Genomic DNA, 17,011 nt, shown 5'->3' on the forward strand with positions numbered 1-17,011 from the left:
AGTCAGGCTCAGGCGGCGCGCTCGCGCCGCCGCAAAGCGCCCAATCCAGCAAGCCCCACCCCAAGCAGCAACGCCGACGCAGGCAGCGGCACGGGTGAAGGTGAAATGATGTCTACGCTCACGTTATCGATGCGGACCCGGCCGAAAAAGTCTCGCGTACCACCGCCCGGCTCCTCATTTGTCCCTCTCAATGAAATGAACTGCGTTTCGAAAATGGACCGGCTCAGATCGTTCGGTCTGTCCACTCCCACGGCGTCTGCATCAGAGAAGATAACATTAACTGAGATATTCTGGTCGAAGGTACGGAACCCGAAAGCATCACTCGCCAAAGAGCTGAAAATCTGTACCGAACGACTGCTTGAAGCCCGAGTTAACAACAGACTGCCTTCATTTTTTGGATCCCCAGATTTCAAAATCATTCCGTCGTACTTGGTTTCCACATCGCCGATATAAAAAGGGAAATATGGATTTCCCGGTTCAGGCGGACGTGTTTCAGGCATCGAAAAGGTTAGTTCAAAACTTTTGCCCAAAGCCGGTCCCCAAGGTCCGGGATTGAACGGATCGAGAAATTCCACCTCTCTTAGAAACGTCCCCTTCACGGTGATCTGGTACAAATCCACCACTGCCGCCGAAGCCGCACTTGCCCCCATTACGACCGACACAGCCGCCGCAGACAGGACGCCGCGCAGATCAAAAATTCCCATACTTATTACTCTCTCTTTAAGGTTCTTTGTTGGTTAATATCTGATGCGCTTCGGCGTCAACGGCACAACCGACAGATGCCGGATACAAACTGTTGCCAAATCGGCAACGCTCCAAAAACCCCTAAAGAAATTTTTCGAAAACAGACACATAACAAATGGTTATAAAATATGGAACCATATGCAGCGCCGCACAAACAACCCGTTGGAAAACGCAATACGCCCAAAAATGCGGTGCCCATGAAACAGCGCATCACGTCATGTGCGCGGTGACCTAAGGTCACCGGAACCGCAACACGGCTCGAGGTTCACAACCCAAAACTCACTCCAGCAGTGTGTCGTCCCGGCCAAACCTGCCCTTGACCCGTTCGCGCAGCGATTGCAGCAGCACGTAAGGCACCGGTTCGATGATCTCGCCGATCACGGTGGCCTTTTGGCGCGCCGCCCCCGCACCGGAGGCGGCAATCAACGGCACGGGGCGACGCACTATCGGCAGATCTTGTGCAAATCGGCGAGGGTTTTGACGTCGGGCTACAATCGGGCCGCCTGCCAAAAGCGTGCCAGATTGCGACCGCTCGCGCGCTGCAACCGCGGCGATGACGGCGGCCGCTCGAGAGAGCCACCAAGAGACTTCCCCAGCATCTGCCCCGGAATGATATCGGGCCAACCCATCGCCGCTGGAGTCCGCCACAAACCCGGCCCCCGCCAGACTATCACCGTCAACGACAGGATCACTCGCCCAGACGTTTACGCATTGATTCAATCATCCAGAAAGCCCGGCAGCTACACCGGCTGTTGCCGACGCTTTGATAAACCGACCCATGCCAAACCCGCGCATAAAATGCCCGGAGACAAGGCGTGCATCATTGCCAACGTCGCAGGGTGTGTTTCAATCAGGGCTCAGGCGTGTACCAGATCGGCGAGGTATAGGCGCGTTCCTGATGGGTCAGTTGCGCCTCTGCCGGCAGGTCGATACCGAACCGCAGCTTGTCATAGAGCACCCAGCGCGGCGTCGGGATTTCAAGCACCCGCGCGTAGTAGAACGCACGTTCGGCGGCGTCGAAATCAGGATCGGTCCAAACCGTTGTCAGTTCGGATGCGCCGATCGTATTGGTCCAACTGGCGGTTTCCGGATCAACCGTATTGCCCACCGCCGGCACTGCACCGTTTGCATCGGCTTCGCGGTCATCGGACCATGCCACATCATAAACCTTTTCCTGCAGGTCACCTTCAGTGTCGAGCCACCCTTTGACCACCTGAATGCGGTCGAGATTCGCCCCGATCGGGTCCCTGAGCGCGTAGATCATGAAGGAGGGTGCCGCATCGCCGTCTCGCGGGCGCAGGTCGCCGCCCATCGGCACGCCTTTGGCATATCCGGCCTCAGCTGGCATCCGGGTGCGCAGATCATCCTCCGAGAACTCCCAGCCGCCAAAGAAACGCACCCCCATGCGCGGCCCGGTGGTGGCATAGGTTTCCCGCCGCTTGAAGGCGTCGAAAATTGCGGCGCGCGAGTTTTCCGTTGCCCAGACGGCAGTATAGCCCGAGGCCACGATCATATGGCCGGGAATCTCGCCAAGCTCACTCTTGACGAAAGGATGTTCGATCCTTGTCGGGGATGGTTCAACACTCACCGATTTGCTGAAGAAGTTTTCTTCTTCGGCAGTCGTCAGCGACGTGTGGCTGTCCGTCGCGCCCCCCATGCCGAACTTGTACGGGTTCACGCCGAATTTTTCCTCCAGCATCAGGCCCAGCTTCAGCGCCTCACGTGCGTATTCTCCCGCCAGCATCTCCTCGGTCTTGAGCTCCGAAATATCAAGGTTGCCCACGTCCCAGTTTTCATAATCCGCAAAGGCGTCATCCGGGCTCAGCGCAGGATGTGCCTCACCGTCGCCCTTGATCTGGGTGACCTCGTAATGCGGCTCCCATTTGGCCCGGCGCTCGACATATTCCTGATCAACCTTGCCACCGTGGTATGTGTCATCTGTGGGAAACATCCATCCATTGGACAGGTTGCCGTTATGGGCAAACGCCACGGCCCGCCCGCCGGTTTTTTCCTCGTATAATTCCAACCAGTCATACAGAGAGTTGGGGTCGGTGCTGCCGTAGGGCGGTTGCGTTACCGGGGGCACAATCTGTTTGGCGCGCACACCGCCGTCGCGCAGCATCACATTGCGGTGCAGGTTAAATCCCTTGGGCACGGACGTCCATTCAAAGCCGATGAAGGCCGTGAAGACACCGGGATCGTTATGCTGCTCGGCGGCGTCAACGATGTGTTCCCAGGTGAATGCATAGGCATCCGCACCCGGACTGTAGGATTCAAGCAAAAGCTCGGGCAGCGTCATCTGCGAAAAGTTGGAGATCAGATCAAAGGCGGATTTGCCAGCCGCTTCTCCGCCCTTGGAATAGCCTTCATACCATTCACGGCCTTTGGGGTCGGCCAGAACACCCGGCTTGCCCGCTTGCAGATCAGGCGCAAACCCCATGAGATCCGTGTGATCTGTCAGCACCATCCAATCAAGCGGCCGCGCAAGGCGCACAGGCTGCCCTGTCGATGAAATCACCTGCTCGCCTTTTGCAAAGCGCCATGCCGTGTCGGGCAAAAGCGTGTTGCCAAAAGCGCCCGCGTCCAGTGAAAGACCGGTGTGAAGATGCGAGTCACCCCACAAGGGCCGTTCTGGAATGGTTCGGTTGGCGTAGGGCGAAAAGGGGGCGGTCTTGAATGTGCCTTCGGCGGCTTCCTCGCTGGGAACGCCATCGGTGGCATAAGCCGATCCGGCGATCAAAACGGCGCTCGCGGTGGAAACCAGGTAGTGTTTCATGTCAGTTCCTTTGGGTCTGAGCATGTTTTGCTATCCGAGAACATACTCACGCTTGACGTAAAACCAGTTTTCAGTCGCCGGCATGCTGTCAAAATACCCGGTGCGGAAAAACTGGTTTCAAATCGTGTTAATGGCTTAGCCTAGCCCGCACAGACACTCAGAGCAAAGCGAAAACTATACGGCGGAATGTTCGACATGCACCGCCAGCTTTGGGCGGCTTGTATTGGAAAGCTCCGTTCCTGAGCGGGATCAGCAACGTTCTTCGCCGTAGAGCGCGGCCGGATTTTGATGGTCAGGGGTTTGGTTAAATTGGCTGCGCGCCGTTCATCCGCAAACTCTTGGCGCTTCATGAAAGGTCTCAACTTACGTCCTGCGACATTGGACAATCTGCCGAAAAATCCCGAAATCCGAAGGTACAGGTTTTTCGACAAAAATCGACGCATGGCTGACGTTCGCGCACATCAGCCATGCCGTTTTCCACGGATCTGGGTCGGCAATTTGCGTTCAGCGAAAAGAAACGTCCTTCTGTCATGTCCTCAAATCGCAACAGGTACAGCCCGGTCCAGGTCATCTGATGCCCGTCGCGCGGTTGGACTGATCCCCGCCAGTGGTGGGCTACCCTTGCCCATACCGCCCTTGACCCGTTCAGGCAGCGATTGCAGCAGAAGATTATGCGCTGGCGCAATAATCGCATGGAACCACTTGTCCGGCAGGCAACCGGCGCATGTTTCGCCTCAGCCCAGCCGAGCATGCAGGTTCAAGGGTATCGCTTGGCTAGGTCAGGTTCGACGCGCTGCCCACCACCAGCCGGTTCAGCAGCCTGGACAGGCTCTCCAGTTCCTCCGCGCTCCAGCGGTCCTGGAAAAGAGTTCCAGCCTGCTTTTGAAAAGTCGCGCGGGTTTCCTGAAGCTTTGTCTGTCCGGCCTTCGAGATCACAACGAAAGCGAACCGGGCGTCGCGACCATCCACCTCGCGGCGCACGAGGCCGGTTTTTTCCATGGGCGCCACCATCCGTGTGACGGTGGAGGCGCTGACATGCATGCGTCTGGCCAGTTCAACGCGGGCCAACCGGGCGTTTTCTGCATGATCAAGATGCATCAGCAGCAGAAATTCATTCACCGACAAGCCGTGCACGGCGGCAAATTCCCCTGACAGACGGGCGCGGAATGCGTCAGCGGACTGCAGAAGCCGCAAGGCATTTATACTGGATATATCATTCATGCTGCAGTTATGAACCGAATCGCTTGCATGTGCAAGCAATATGCGTCATGCCACGCAAAACCGCCCTTCTGCTATTGGAGCCATCATGGATTTCGAACTAATTTTTTCTCTTGCCGGAATGACAGCATTTGTCGGCTGGGGCTTTCTGGTGATCTCACCCTGGGCGCCGCTCTGGTCTGATCGCATCGCCGGCATCTTGCTCCCGTCGCTTCTGGCACTTGGATACGCCGTGCTTTTGCTGTTTTTCCCGGCAGAAAGCGGCGGCTTTGGCAGCTTCGCGGAGGTTCAGATGCTGTTCAACAGCGCGAGCGCCCTTATGGCGGGATGGATCCACTTTCTGGCTTTTGACCTTGTTGTAGGGGCCTGGATCTGTCGCGCCGCGCGGCGTCAGGGGATCCCTTTTTGGCTGGTTTTGCCGTGCTTGCCCCTGACCTTCCTGTTTGGACCAGCCGGTTTTCTCGCATTCATGCTGGTGCGTGGCCTGCGATCAAATCTTGCAGTGGCCTCGCACTGAACCGGGATTATGGCGCGGGCTGCGGTGTGCCAAGACAGTCCGCCAAGAGGTCGAACACCAACCGAATTCTGAGGTTTGTCTTCAGTTCCCGGTGCGCGACGAGCCAGGATTCGATTCTCATGGGTTCAAAATCCGGATAGGGGTTCTCCAGTTCGGGATAGGCGGCACCGACCTCGATGGGCAGGATGCCAATCCCCAACCCCTTGCGCATGAGTTCCACGGACATGGTCACACTTGCCGTGGAATAGTTGAACTGCGCGACCGTCAGATCAAGGCCGCGCGATGCCATGAGCCCCAGCATGCGCTCGGGGAACTCAGCCCCGATAAACTGCAGCTTTGCAATATCCGCCGGATCGGTAGGGCGGCCAACGGCATCGAGATAGTCTGAGGCGGCAAAAAGATGCGCCGTGGTGTCTCTCAGGCGTTTGGCGAAAAGATTTGCATCCTGCGGGCGCGCGTGCCGGATCGCAATATCCGCTTCCCGCCGTCGCAAATCGCTCAAGGCGTTGGACGCGATGATTTCGATCTGAAGATCTGGTGCTGCAAGCTGCAGTTTCTTGAGAATCTCGGGGAGGAAATACGTCGCCATGGCATTGGTACAGGCGATTGCCACATGTCCCGTCACCGCTTCGGATTGCCCTGTGGCTGCAATGGAAACACGGTTGGCCGCCTCCCCCATGCTTTGAAAGTGCTCAAGCAACTGCGTGCCGGCCTGGGTCAGCAGCAGCGCGCGTGAGGTTCTTTCAAACAGCGTCACACCCAGCGTTTCTTCAAGACCGGCAACCTGTCGGCTCAGGGTCGGCTGCGTGAGCCCAAGCGCGCGCGCAGCAGCAGAAAGCGACCCTTCTTCCGCCGTGGCAAGAAAGGCCCGCGCCTGATTCCAGTCAAAAGCTGATCTTTTCCACTCCATTATTTACGCATACCAAAAATACGGAAATATGCAATTTTGCAATGCCAACCGACCGATTAGAAGGGCGCGAACAAGACGCAACACTCAAGGGTTCGGTCAAAATGCATATCCTCAAGCCGTCGCCGGGCGCGTCGGTTGATCTATCACATCAGCCGACAATTCCGATGTCCAATTATCGTTTTGGCTCATGGCAGGTTGCGATCAGCCGGCACCCAAGAACGGCACAGGACTTGACGGATCAATACGATGCAGCCTCGCGCAAGTGGCAGAAAGTGGCGCGGCGTTACGGGCTGGACGCTGCATACCGACGACCTTTGCTGGCATCGGGCATGGGCGCGATACTTGAACAGGCCGGACCCGCGGCCAGGGTTCTGGATTGCGGCATCGGGAATGGCGCCCTTGCGGTTGCGCTGCAGCGGAGTTTCCCGAAAACCCCCGCGTTCTGCGGCATTGATCTGTCGCCTGAGATGTTGGTCCGGGCGGATGCTGAACTGCGCCAGGCCGGGGTGACACCGGAACTGAAGCGCGCGGATGTTCTTTCGATACCCTACGCGGATGCCTCCTTTGATGTTGTGATGGCCGCCCACGTCCTTGAACATCTGGCCGAACCGCAACGCGCATTGAAAGAGATGGTGCGGGTGCTGAAACCGGGGGGGATGCTCTTTGTCTGTTTGGTCCGCCGCTCCGGTTTTGGCGCCTTGATCCAGATGCGCTGGCGGACGTGGGCGGTGACCGAACAGCAAGGCCTCGCCTGGCTGAAGGCCTGCCATCTGGAACATCCTGAATTCCAGACAATCCGTCTTGGATCCTGCGCGGGGCATGCCAGCACCGCATTCTGGGCGCGGCGACAGGGCGAGGCGGCACATGCACCCGAACCCGGAACCGCAACGGCCTTAGAGGGGGTCCTGTCGTGAAAACCCTGCGCAAATCCGAGTGGGTGATCCTTGTCGGCCTCCTTGTTTACAGCTTCATACCGACCTTTGGCGGCCTGTTCCGCGTGCTGGAATTGGCCGGCGGACCGACAATCGCGCCAGACAATCCACGCGCGACGGCTATGCCGTTCCCGATTGTTCTGCACATCCTTTGCAGTTTCCTGTTTTGCCTCCTCGGCGCGCTCCAGTTCCTGCCAAGCCTCAGGCGAAACCATCCCCGCGCGCACCGCATCATGGGGCGCATGGTTGCGGTCGCGGGTTGCCTTTCTGCAGGAAGCGGGGTGTGGATGGCTCATTTCTACAGCTTTCCGACAAGCCTCCAGGGGAACATGCTGTATGGCGCGCGGATGATCCTCGGCTGTCTGATGATCGCGTTTATCCTCAGATCCGTGCTTGCCATCCGAGCCCGGAATGTCTTTCGGCACAGCGCTTTTATGCTGCGTGCCTATGCAATCGCTCAGGGCGCATCCACGCAAACCTTCCTCGGCATGGGATGGATGATCCTCCACGGGGAACAGGCCACAGGAATTCCGCGTGACGTCCTGATGGTATTTGCCTGGGGCATCAACCTGTTGGTCGCCGAGGTCTTGATTTGGGCGGTACTGGCACCGAAACGGCTGCCGACCGCCCATGTCCCGCCGCAGGCTATGGCCCGGCGCAGCACGCACAGCGGGTCACTCATGTGACGGTTCGCAATCAGAACCGCGCGCGGCGGACATGGGGACACTGCCCGGTATCTCGGGATTTTGACGGGAACGGATTCATGGTCCACTCCCCTCTATCAGGGCGCTCCCCCTACCGTGAGAACCGGACGCTCCTTGATGGTGAAGCATCGCACATTTTGCCCGTTACGTCGCCAAATCCACGTGAAACGACACCGCTTTACCTCTGAAGGTCAGCCGCAAAAATCTTCGCACAGTCCAGACATGCGGCCGGGCGGGATCAGTCACAATAAGCAAACCCGCGCGGTGCAGATGCCGGGCTCTGCCGTGCCGCAACCGCGCTACGCCCACCATATACGGGAAACAGGGTCGCGTTCGGACATGATCCGGAATGCGCGCGACCTGTTGCCGTCCAAAAAAAACACCGTGCGCTTGCGTGGGCGGGTCTGTCACCCCACCTGCGCCGGGTCCTTGCCAAAGCCACCCTTGACCCGTTCGCGCAACCCTTGCAGCAGCACATAAAGCACCGGCACGATGATCACCCCGATCACTGTGGCGCAGAGCATGCCGCCAAAGACCGCGATCCCGATGGCCTTTTGGCTGGCCGCCCCCGCACCGGAGGCGGCAATCAGCGGCACAACCCCCAGAAGGAACGACAGCGCGGTCATCATCACCGCGCGGAACCTCTGGCGCGCCGCTTCCAGCGCGGCCTCGCGGATGCTCGCCCCCTGAGCGCGTTGCTCCATGGCGAATTCGACAATCAGGATCGCGTTTTTCGAGGCCAGCCCGATCAGCATGATCATCCCGATCTGTGTATAGAGGTTCACATCCCCGGCCGTGACCATGACCGCCGCCAACGCCCCGAAAAGCGCCACCGTCACGGACAACAAAATGCCCACCGGCATGGTCCAGCTTTCATATTGTGCCACCAGAAACAGGTAACCAAAGATCACCGCAGCGGCGAGCACGAAAATCACCGTATTGCCCGCGCTCAACTGCTGTTGCGCGGTGCCGGTCCATTCATAGGCATAGCCGGGCGGCAGGGCGGTGACGGCCTCCTCTTGCAACACATTGATCGCATCACCGGTGGAAAACCCCGGTGCCGGAACAGCCGTGACCGTAGCCGAGCGGAACAGATTGAAGCGGTTGAGCAGCACCGGACCCAGCACCGTTTGCACGTCAATCAAGGTGGACAAGGGCACCATCTCACCGTCCCCGCTGCGCACATAGAGCCGCCCGATGTCATCAATGCTGTCACGGTAATCGCCCTCGGCCTGGATCATTACGCGGTAGACTTTGCCAAAAAGATTGAGGTCATTGACATAAATCGAGCCCAGATGCGCTTGCAATGTCTGGAAAACATCACTTACCGGAATGCCCAGCGTCTGTGATTTCTCGCGGTCCAGATCGACAAAAACCTTGGGCACATTGGCGCTGAAGGTGGTGTAGGCCTGCGCAATCTCGGGGCGCTGATTGGCGGCAAAGACAAGCGATCCAACCGCGGCAGAGAGGTCAGAGGCCTCCCCGCCCCCGGTTTGCTGTACCTTCATTTCAACCCCGGCACTGGTGCCCAGCCCGGTGATGGGCGGTGGGCTGAACGAGATCACCTTGGCTGACACTTCCTGACCGGCGATGCCGAAAATCTGTGCCAGAATGCCATCCGCGCTCAATTCGGGCGTGTTGCGTTCTTCCCAATTGTCCAGATTGACGATGATCATGGCCGAATTGGACCCCTGTCCGTTCAACAGACCATACCCGTTGACCTGCACCGTATTAGCCACACCGGGCAGCGCGCGGATCTGTTCATTGACGCGATCCGACACAACCTCCGTGCGCTCCAGCGCCGCGGCATCAGGCAGTTGAATGTCCACAAAAAGATAGCCGTTGTCTTCCAGCGGCAGGAACCCTTTGGGCAGCGAGCCCATCATCGACCCCGACGCAATTCCCAGCACGATCAGGATCACAAAGCCCAGGATCGGCAGGCTGATCAGGCGGCCAACAATGCCCGCGTAAGCATCGCGCGTCCCACCGATGACTTTCTCAAAGGCGGCCAGCAACCCTTTGGGCGGGCCGGAGCGTGGCTTGAGCACAATCGCGCATAAAGCAGGCGACAAGGTCAAAGCGTTTACGGACGAAATCACCACGGCCACCGAAATCGTCACCGCAAATTGCGAAAACAACTGGCCGGATATGCCCGGCATGAAGGTCACGGGCACAAACACCGCCAGCAACACCAGCGTGGTGGCAATGACCGGTGTGGTGATCTGCGTCATCGCCTTGGCGGTCGCCTCGCGCGGATCAAGCCCCTCATCCGCGATCAGCCGTTCAACGTTTTCCACCACCACAATCGCGTCATCCACCACAATCCCGATGGCCAGTACCAGCGCAAACAGCGAGATCGTGTTCAGCGTCATACCCATCAGCAGCAAGAACGCAAATGTCCCGATCAGGGAGACCGGGATCGCCACCGCCGGGATCAGCGTGGCGCGGAAATTCCCCAAGAATACAAAGACAACCGAGATCACCAGAATGAACGTCAGAATAAGCGTCGAGACCACATCGTTCAGCGACTGCTGCACGAAATCCGTACTGTCAAAGGGCACCTCATAGGTCACGTCCTGTGGAAAGGCGCGCGACAAACGTTCCAGTTCCGCATAAACACCCGCGGCCACGGCCAGCGCGTTTTCACCCGGCGCCTGATAGACCGCCAGCACCGTTGCCGGATTGCCTTCATAACGCCCGGACACCCCGTAATAACTCGACCCCAACTCGACCCGCGCCACGTCGCGCACGCGCAATACACTGCCAGACTCGCCGGTGCGCACGATGATGTTTTCGAACTCCTCAACGCTTGCCAGACGGCCCTGCGCGGTCACGGAATACTGAAACTGCTGCCCGGTTGGCGAGGGCGGTGCGCCGATCTGACCGGCGGATACCGTCACGTTTTGCTGCTGAATGGCGTTGATCACATCCGTCGGTGTCACCCCCAGCCCGGTCATCCGGTCCGGATCCATCCACAACCGCATCGCATAGGCGAAATCGGTCATGACATCGGCCTTGCCCACGCCCGGCACCCGCGCCAGCGCGTCCTTGAGGTTTATCGAGGCATAGTTCGACAGAAACACCTCGTCATAGGTACCCTCGGGCGAAAACAGCGTCATCACCATCAACATGCTGGTCGATGATTTCTCGGTGACAACCCCGGTCGATGTGACCTCCACGGGCAATCCGGATGTGGCCTGCGTCACCCGGTTTTGCACGTTCACCGTGGCGATGGTCGGGTCCGTGCCCACGTCAAACGTGACCGACAAAGTATAATTGCCCGAATCCGAACTGTCCGAGGACATGTAAATCATATCCTCCACGCCGTTCACTTCCGCCTCAATCGGGGCGGCGACGGTTTTCTCAACCGTTTCTGCATCCGCCCCGGTGTAGGTGGCCGTCACATTCACAACCGGCGGCGTGATGTTTGGAAATTGCTCTACCGGCAAAGCCAGATAACCGATCAGACCCATCAGGGTCAGAACAGTGGAAATGACGATGGCCATTTTCGGGCGGTTGATAAAGACGCTGGAGAGCATCGCTTAATTCCCCTCAGCCGTGCCGGCCAGAACGGCATCAACCTCGACGCCGGGGCGCACCTTCTGAAGCCCTTCCACGATCACACTTTCCCCCGCGCGCAGCCCGTCCGTGACAATCACCGCCGTTTCAATCTGCGCGCCCAGTACAACGTAACGCTGCTCCACCAACTGCTGATCCGTGACCACCAGAACGAAATCGCCGCGCTGATCCCGTTGCACCGCGTTTTGCGGGATAAGCACACTCAAGGTCGGTTCCAGCGCTTCGATCACCACGGACACAAAGCTGCCATCCAGGATCATCTGGCGGGTGTTTTCAAATTCGGCCCGTACCGAAATTGTCCCGGTTGAGGGATCAATGCGGTTGTCCAGAAACACGATTTTGCCGGGCTCTTCCAACATCGTGCCGCTGGGCAGGCTGACAAACACATTGGGCGTGTTGTCGTTTTCGATCAGCTCGGTCATCCCCGCATCAAGCCGTTCCAGAACGCGCAGCAACTGCGGTTCAGACAGCGAAAACGTCACATACATCGGCGACTGGCGCACCAGCGTTGAAAGCGCGCCCGTGGTGGGCCCGACCACCGTGCCGAGGCTGATGTTGGATTTACCGATGCGCCCGTCAAAAGGCGCGCGGATTTCGGTGCGTTCCAGATCCAGTTCCGCGCTTTGCAGGGCCGCTTTGGCAGCCCCCATATCCGCCTCCGCGACCTCGGCATTGGCCACCGCGATGTCGAGTTCGGATTCCGCAATGGCGCCGCGGTCCAACAGTTGCTGTTTACGGTCCCGCTCGATATGGGCCAGTGTCAGGTTGGCTTCGGCACGACTGACTGACGCTTGCTGCGCGGCAACGGACGCGGCGTAACTGTCCGGATCAATTCGGTAAATCAGGTCACCTGCGGCGACGCTTGTGCCATCCTCCACAGTAATTTCCGTCACGGTCCCGGTCACCTGAGCCACCAGATCCGTTTTGGCCGAAGCTTCACCGCGTCCCACAAAGGTGGTTTCCAGCGTGATTTCCTCGCTATAGGCGGCGGCGATCAGAACCTTGGGCGCGGCGGGCGTGGCTTGCTGGGCGAGCACGGCAAAACCAAAGGTGACGGCGATAAGAACGAGCCCGATAAAAAGACCCACCTTCTGAACGAAGACTGCTGACTGCTGTGTTTTGACCATCTTGATGTGCCCTGTTGTGACCTGCCTGCTGTCACCTTGACGGGTTTCGTGACGAGTAACAACTGCAAGTGGCCAAAACCGCGCTCGTAACGGCGTCGCATCGGCATTTTCTGCCCGGCCGTCTGGCGTGTCGTCGCCCGGTTCCGCGCCCCTCGCCCGCGTTACCCCGCGATGACCGACCCGCGCGTCAAGTTAATCCGGAGCACCGCACGCCCTGTTCATCCTGCGCCGGGGTGCACGGTCGGTGTACGGGGTGTGTACAGCTTGTGTACGGGTGGTGCATCGCGAATCGCCCTGTTTTTAAGAGCGTTAACCTTTTGAGCGTCAAAGCGCGGTTTTTGGCGTCTGTGCTGCGGGCGTCAGACCCTCTCGCCCGCCTCCAGCCGGTCGAGGAAATCCTGCGCCTCGGACAAAACGGTTTCGCGTTTGTCCCCATCCATCCGGTCCCAGGTGCGGTACATGTTGCCCATGCGCGCATTGCTTTTGAACCGCTCGCGATGCCGGTCCAGAAAGTGCCAATAGAGCAGGTTGAACGGACAGGCCCCCTCGCCCGTCTTCTTGCTCACCTTATAGGCGCAGCCCTTGCAGTAATCCGACATCCGATTGATGTAGGCGCCCGAGGACACATAGGGTTTGGAGGCGATGATCCCGCCATCGGCAAACTGGCTCATCCCCACTGTATTCGGGGCCTCGACCCATTCAAACGCATCCATGTACACGGCGAGATACCATTGATGCACAGCGGTCGGGTCGATCCCCGCCAACAGCGCGAAATTCCCTGTGATCATAAGACGTTGGATGTGATGCGCATAGGCCTCTTGCTGGGTCTGTTCGACCGCTTTGGACAGGCACCGCATATCTGTGTCACCACCCCAGAACAGATCCGGCAGATCGCGCGTATGGCCCAGCGCATTGCGCTCCGGATACTCAGGCCCTTCCAGGAAATAGATGCCGCGCATGTATTCCCGCCAACCGATGATCTGACGGATGAACCCCTCGGCGGCATTGATCGGCACGTCGCCTGCCGCGTGGGCCTCAGCGACCTTCTCGCAGACTTCCAGCGGGTCGAGCAAACCGATGTTGATATAGGCCGAAACCACCGCGTGATAGAGGAACCGGTTGTCCGACAGCATCGCGTCCTGATAGTCCCCGAACTTGGCCAAGGCGTTGGAAACAAAGTGTTCCAGGGCGTCAAGCGCCTGGCTCCGCGTGGTCGCAAACCAGAACGGATCAAGCGTGCCAAAGTGATCGCCAAAGCGCGCTTGCACCAGCGCCAGCACCTGCTGCACCGTCTCATCCGGCTCAAAGCGCAGGGGACCCTCAAAGGCGATATCATCCGGCGCGGGCTTGCGGTTATCGTGATCGAAATTCCACTTGTCGCCGGTGGGTTTATCGTCCTCCATCAGCAGACCAGTCTTGCGCCGCATCTCGCGATAGAAATACTCCATGCGCAGCTGCTTGCGCCCCTCAGCCCAATCCTCAAACTCTTGATGTGACGCGATAAATCTGTCATCGGGCAGGATGTGCACTTTCATCGGCGCGTGTTTGAGTTTGTTGATCAAACGCCATTCACCCGGCTCTGTCGCCAGCACCTCAGAGGCGCCGGTTTCCTCCGCACGGCGCAGCAATTCACCCACGATGGATCCTGCGTTTTCGGTGTCATCCAACTGGGCATACCGCACGTCCCAACCCGCGCATGACAGGCGTGTTGCGAACTGGCGCATGGCCGCCAGCACCAGCGCGATTTTCTTGGGGTGGTGAGTGACATAGGTGGCTTCCTCCACCACCTCCGCCATGACCACGATGTCGCGGTCCTTATCCGCTTCGCGCAGTGCTGAAAGCGCTTCGCTCAACTGATCACCCAGCACCAGAACAAGACGGCTCACCACACCACCTCCTTGCCCGCCCAGTCAAAGAACCCGCCGGTTTGATCCGGGGTTAAATCGCTCATTACGTTCAACAAATTATCAGCCGCCTCATGTGCGGGAACCGCCGGATGCCGCCCCAGGTACTTCTTTGTAAAGGGCGTGGCAACGGTGCCCGGATGCAGCGCCACGCAGGTGGATTGCTTATGCGTACGCGCCAGTTCAATCGCCGTGGTATGCACGATCTGATTCACAGCGGCCTTGGCACTTCGGTAGCTCACCCAACCGCCAATCCGATTGTCCCCGATGGAGCCCACACGGGCCGACAAGACGGCAATGCACGCAGGCCTGTCGCGCGGCAACAAATCACCCGCGTGACGCAGCACAAGCGCAGGCCCAAGCGCATTCACTGCGAACTGATCCATCATCGCTTTGGCGCTGACCGCCTTGATGGATTTCTCCGGTTCCGCACCGTCAATCTCCAACGCACCAGTGGCCACAAACACCAGATCGAACACACCCTCCAAACCGCCCAGATGCGCGGCAACACTGGCCTCATCGGTGATCTCGAACCCATCTGCGCTGCGTGACAGGCCCACCACGTCATCGCCTCGGGCACGGCATGCGGCCGCAACCGCAACGCCGACACCTCCCGAAGCCCCCAATATCAAAACTCTTTTCATCGCCAGCGATCTAGCCGCACAAAACCGTGCTTCAAGCCACCGATAACAATTGTCGCAAAAACTGTCTTTCCATTTGTGCGCGGCGCGGTATAACTGCTCTCATGGCCCAGGCACTACATAATCCCGTTCCGCGCACCCCATTGCGCCCTGCCGCCGCTCTGCTGCTGCTAACCCGCCTCTGAGCGTGCCTTCCGGCGCGCCCGCTCAGGGGAATGTGCAGCGCGCCAAGAAAATCAGCAGATAATCGAAAGAACCAGACATGACAGATCAAGCCAAACAGGACCGTGTCCTGATATTTGACACCACCTTGCGGGACGGCGAACAATCCCCCGGGGCCACCATGACCCATGCCGAAAAACTCGAAATCGCCGGGCTTCTGGATGAGATGGGTGTGGACATTATCGAGGCCGGATTTCCCATCGCCTCAGAGGGCGATTTTGCCGCCGTTTCCGAAATAGCAAAGCTTGCGAAAACCTCCATCATCTGCGGCTTGGCGCGCGCGCAACTGGGGGATATCGACCGTTGCTGGGATGCGGTGAAACACGCAAAACATCCGCGTATTCACACGTTTATCGGCACGTCCCCGCTGCACCGCGCCATCCCAAACCTCGATATGGATCAGATGGCCGAACGGATTGAACAGACCGTCACCCATGCCCGTAACTTGTGTGACAACGTGCAATGGTCCCCCATGGATGCCACCCGCACAGAGGAGGATTACCTGTGCCGCGTGGTGGAAATCGCGATCAAATCCGGGGCGACAACGATCAACATTCCCGACACCGTGGGCTATACGGCACCGCGCGAATCCGCCGCCCTGATCGCGATGCTGCTGGAACGGGTGCCGGGCGCGGATGAGATCATTTTCGCCACCCATTGCCACAATGATCTTGGCATGGCGACCGCCAACAGTCTGGCGGCCGTCGAGGCTGGCGCGCGCCAGATCGAGTGCACAATCAACGGCTTGGGCGAACGTGCCGGCAATACAGCCCTCGAAGAGGTCGTCATGGCCCTCAAGGTGCGCAATGACATCATGCCTTTCCAAACAGGTGTGGACAGCACCAAAATCATGAACATCTCGCGCCGCGTTGCGACCGTTTCCGGCTTTCCGGTGCAGTTCAACAAGGCGATTGTGGGCAAGAACGCCTTTGCGCATGAAAGTGGTATTCATCAGGATGGGATGCTGAAAAACGCCGAAACCTTCGAGATCATGCGCCCCGAAGATGTGGGTTTGTCAGAGACCAATATTGTAATGGGCAAACACTCCGGACGTGCGGCGCTGCGCTCCAAGCTTGAGGATCTTGGCTTTGAATTGGGCGATAACCAGCTCAAGGATGTGTTTGTGCGGTTCAAGGAGTTGGCGGATCGGAAAAAGGAAATCTACGACGATGACCTGATCGCCTTGATGCGCACCTCATCTGATGCGGAAAATGACCGGCTCAAACTGACATCTCTGAGGGTGGTCTGTGGCACGGACGGGCCGCAACAGGCCGATCTGACCATGGAGATTGACGGGCAGGAGCAGCAGACCACCCAGACCGGTGATGGCCCCGTGGATGCGTCCTTCAATGCGATCAAGGCGCTGGTGCCGCATGACGCGAGGCTGCAGCTCTATCAGGTGCATGCGGTGACTGAGGGCACGGACGCACAGGCCACCGTTTCCGTGCGTATGGAAGAGGATGGGCGGATCGTGACCGGGCAATCGGCCAATACCGATACGGTGGTTGCTTCAGCACTTGCCTATATACATGCGCTGAACCGACTTTTGGTCCGGCGGGAAAAAGCCGGTACCGACAAGCGCGAAATCAGCTACAAAGACGTCGGTTGATCAAAAACCGCGCGGGTCCTTTTACCCACATGACCCGCGCGAAACAATCCGGCGAAAACATGCGAATTTAGGGGCGGCGTGAGACAATAACTCTGCTAGACTCTATCCAAGACTTGACCGATGCAAAA

General features: G+C 58.7%; 13 protein-coding genes. 4 read left to right on the forward strand and 9 right to left on the reverse strand.

Annotation, left to right across the window (positions count from 1 at the left end):
* Window positions 1-8: 8 nt before the first annotated feature.
* The 4 genes from R8G34_09390 to R8G34_09405 form a co-directional block, all read right to left on the reverse strand.
* Window positions 9-704 carry a VPLPA-CTERM sorting domain-containing protein gene (locus R8G34_09390; GenBank protein ID MDW3223080.1) on the reverse strand — a complete coding sequence of 232 codons (696 nt, stop codon included), beginning with the start codon at window positions 702-704 and terminating at the stop codon, window positions 9-11.
* Between the two features lie 319 nt (window positions 705-1,023).
* Entirely contained in the window at window positions 1,024-1,464 is a 441-nt protein-coding gene (locus R8G34_09395; GenBank protein MDW3223081.1) for a hypothetical protein, read from the reverse strand.
* Window positions 1,465-1,594: 130 nt separating this feature from the next.
* Entirely contained in the window at window positions 1,595-3,520 is a 1,926-nt protein-coding gene (locus R8G34_09400) for a DUF3604 domain-containing protein (protein ID MDW3223082.1), read from the reverse strand.
* A gap of 774 nt (window positions 3,521-4,294) precedes the next feature.
* Window positions 4,295-4,741, reverse strand: a complete 447-nt coding sequence (locus R8G34_09405; protein MDW3223083.1) for a MarR family transcriptional regulator — start codon at window positions 4,739-4,741, stop codon at window positions 4,295-4,297.
* Window positions 4,742-4,826: 85 nt separating this feature from the next.
* On the opposite strand from R8G34_09405, the gene R8G34_09410 reads away from it, so the two are divergent.
* Complete coding sequence (locus tag R8G34_09410) at window positions 4,827-5,255, forward strand: ABA4-like family protein (protein ID MDW3223084.1); 429 nt, start codon at window positions 4,827-4,829, stop codon at window positions 5,253-5,255.
* Between the two features lie 7 nt (window positions 5,256-5,262).
* On the opposite strand, the gene R8G34_09415 is transcribed toward R8G34_09410, so the two are convergent.
* Window positions 5,263-6,165, reverse strand: coding sequence for a LysR family transcriptional regulator (locus R8G34_09415; GenBank protein ID MDW3223085.1), 903 nt, complete (start codon window positions 6,163-6,165; stop codon window positions 5,263-5,265).
* Window positions 6,166-6,206: 41 nt separating this feature from the next.
* On the opposite strand from R8G34_09415, the gene R8G34_09420 reads away from it, so the two are divergent.
* Together R8G34_09420 and R8G34_09425 are read left to right on the forward strand one after the other, a co-directional pair.
* Window positions 6,207-7,079 carry a methyltransferase domain-containing protein gene (locus tag R8G34_09420; GenBank protein ID MDW3223086.1) on the forward strand — a complete coding sequence of 291 codons (873 nt, stop codon included), beginning with the start codon at window positions 6,207-6,209 and terminating at the stop codon, window positions 7,077-7,079.
* Complete coding sequence (locus tag R8G34_09425; GenBank protein ID MDW3223087.1) at window positions 7,076-7,783, forward strand: DUF2306 domain-containing protein; 708 nt, start codon at window positions 7,076-7,078, stop codon at window positions 7,781-7,783. The genes R8G34_09420 and R8G34_09425 overlap by 4 nt, the downstream gene beginning before the upstream one ends.
* Before the next feature lie 425 nt (window positions 7,784-8,208).
* Here the strand turns inward: R8G34_09425 and R8G34_09430 are convergent, their stop codons facing one another.
* The 4 genes from R8G34_09430 to R8G34_09445 all read right to left on the reverse strand — a co-directional run bounded on the left by R8G34_09430 (window position 8,209) and on the right by R8G34_09445 (window position 15,055).
* On the reverse strand, window positions 8,209-11,340 hold the full coding sequence (locus R8G34_09430) for a multidrug efflux RND transporter permease subunit (protein ID MDW3223088.1): 3,132 nt from the start codon (window positions 11,338-11,340) through the stop codon (window positions 8,209-8,211).
* A gap of 3 nt (window positions 11,341-11,343) precedes the next feature.
* Window positions 11,344-12,507 carry an efflux RND transporter periplasmic adaptor subunit gene (locus R8G34_09435; GenBank protein ID MDW3223089.1) on the reverse strand — a complete coding sequence of 388 codons (1,164 nt, stop codon included), beginning with the start codon at window positions 12,505-12,507 and terminating at the stop codon, window positions 11,344-11,346.
* 359 nt (window positions 12,508-12,866) lie between these two features.
* Entirely contained in the window at window positions 12,867-14,393 is a 1,527-nt protein-coding gene (locus R8G34_09440; protein MDW3223090.1) for a cryptochrome/photolyase family protein, read from the reverse strand.
* On the reverse strand, window positions 14,390-15,055 hold the full coding sequence (locus R8G34_09445) for an SDR family NAD(P)-dependent oxidoreductase (GenBank protein MDW3223091.1): 666 nt from the start codon (window positions 15,053-15,055) through the stop codon (window positions 14,390-14,392). Before R8G34_09445 ends, R8G34_09440 begins: the two co-directional genes overlap by 4 nt.
* A 259-nt stretch (window positions 15,056-15,314) precedes the next feature.
* Here R8G34_09445 and R8G34_09450 point away from each other — a divergent pair, with 259 nt between their 5' ends.
* Window positions 15,315-16,883, forward strand: a complete 1,569-nt coding sequence (locus R8G34_09450) for a 2-isopropylmalate synthase (protein ID MDW3223092.1) — start codon at window positions 15,315-15,317, stop codon at window positions 16,881-16,883.
* Window positions 16,884-17,011 lie beyond the last annotated feature (128 nt).

The sequence above is a fragment of the Paracoccaceae bacterium genome, assembly GCA_033344815.1.
Lineage (GTDB): Bacteria > Pseudomonadota > Alphaproteobacteria > Rhodobacterales > Rhodobacteraceae > Roseobacter.

What these genes read in the sequence shown, in the direction of transcription:
- R8G34_09390 (MDW3223080.1), bottom strand. Translation starts at nt 704, where the DNA reads ATGGGAATTTTTGATCTGCGCGGCGTCCTGTCTGCGGCGGCTGTGTCG.
- R8G34_09450 (MDW3223092.1), top strand. Translation starts at nt 15,315, where the DNA reads ATGACAGATCAAGCCAAACAGGACCGTGTCCTGATATTTGACACCACC.
- R8G34_09445 (MDW3223091.1), bottom strand. Translation starts at nt 15,055, where the DNA reads ATGAAAAGAGTTTTGATATTGGGGGCTTCGGGAGGTGTCGGCGTTGCG.
- R8G34_09415 (MDW3223085.1), bottom strand. Translation starts at nt 6,165, where the DNA reads ATGGAGTGGAAAAGATCAGCTTTTGACTGGAATCAGGCGCGGGCCTTT.
- R8G34_09420 (MDW3223086.1), top strand. Translation starts at nt 6,207, where the DNA reads ATGCCAACCGACCGATTAGAAGGGCGCGAACAAGACGCAACACTCAAG.
- R8G34_09410 (MDW3223084.1), top strand. Translation starts at nt 4,827, where the DNA reads ATGGATTTCGAACTAATTTTTTCTCTTGCCGGAATGACAGCATTTGTC.
- R8G34_09400 (MDW3223082.1), bottom strand. Translation starts at nt 3,520, where the DNA reads ATGAAACACTACCTGGTTTCCACCGCGAGCGCCGTTTTGATCGCCGGA.
- R8G34_09405 (MDW3223083.1), bottom strand. Translation starts at nt 4,741, where the DNA reads ATGAATGATATATCCAGTATAAATGCCTTGCGGCTTCTGCAGTCCGCT.
- R8G34_09435 (MDW3223089.1), bottom strand. Translation starts at nt 12,507, where the DNA reads ATGGTCAAAACACAGCAGTCAGCAGTCTTCGTTCAGAAGGTGGGTCTT.
- R8G34_09430 (MDW3223088.1), bottom strand. Translation starts at nt 11,340, where the DNA reads ATGCTCTCCAGCGTCTTTATCAACCGCCCGAAAATGGCCATCGTCATT.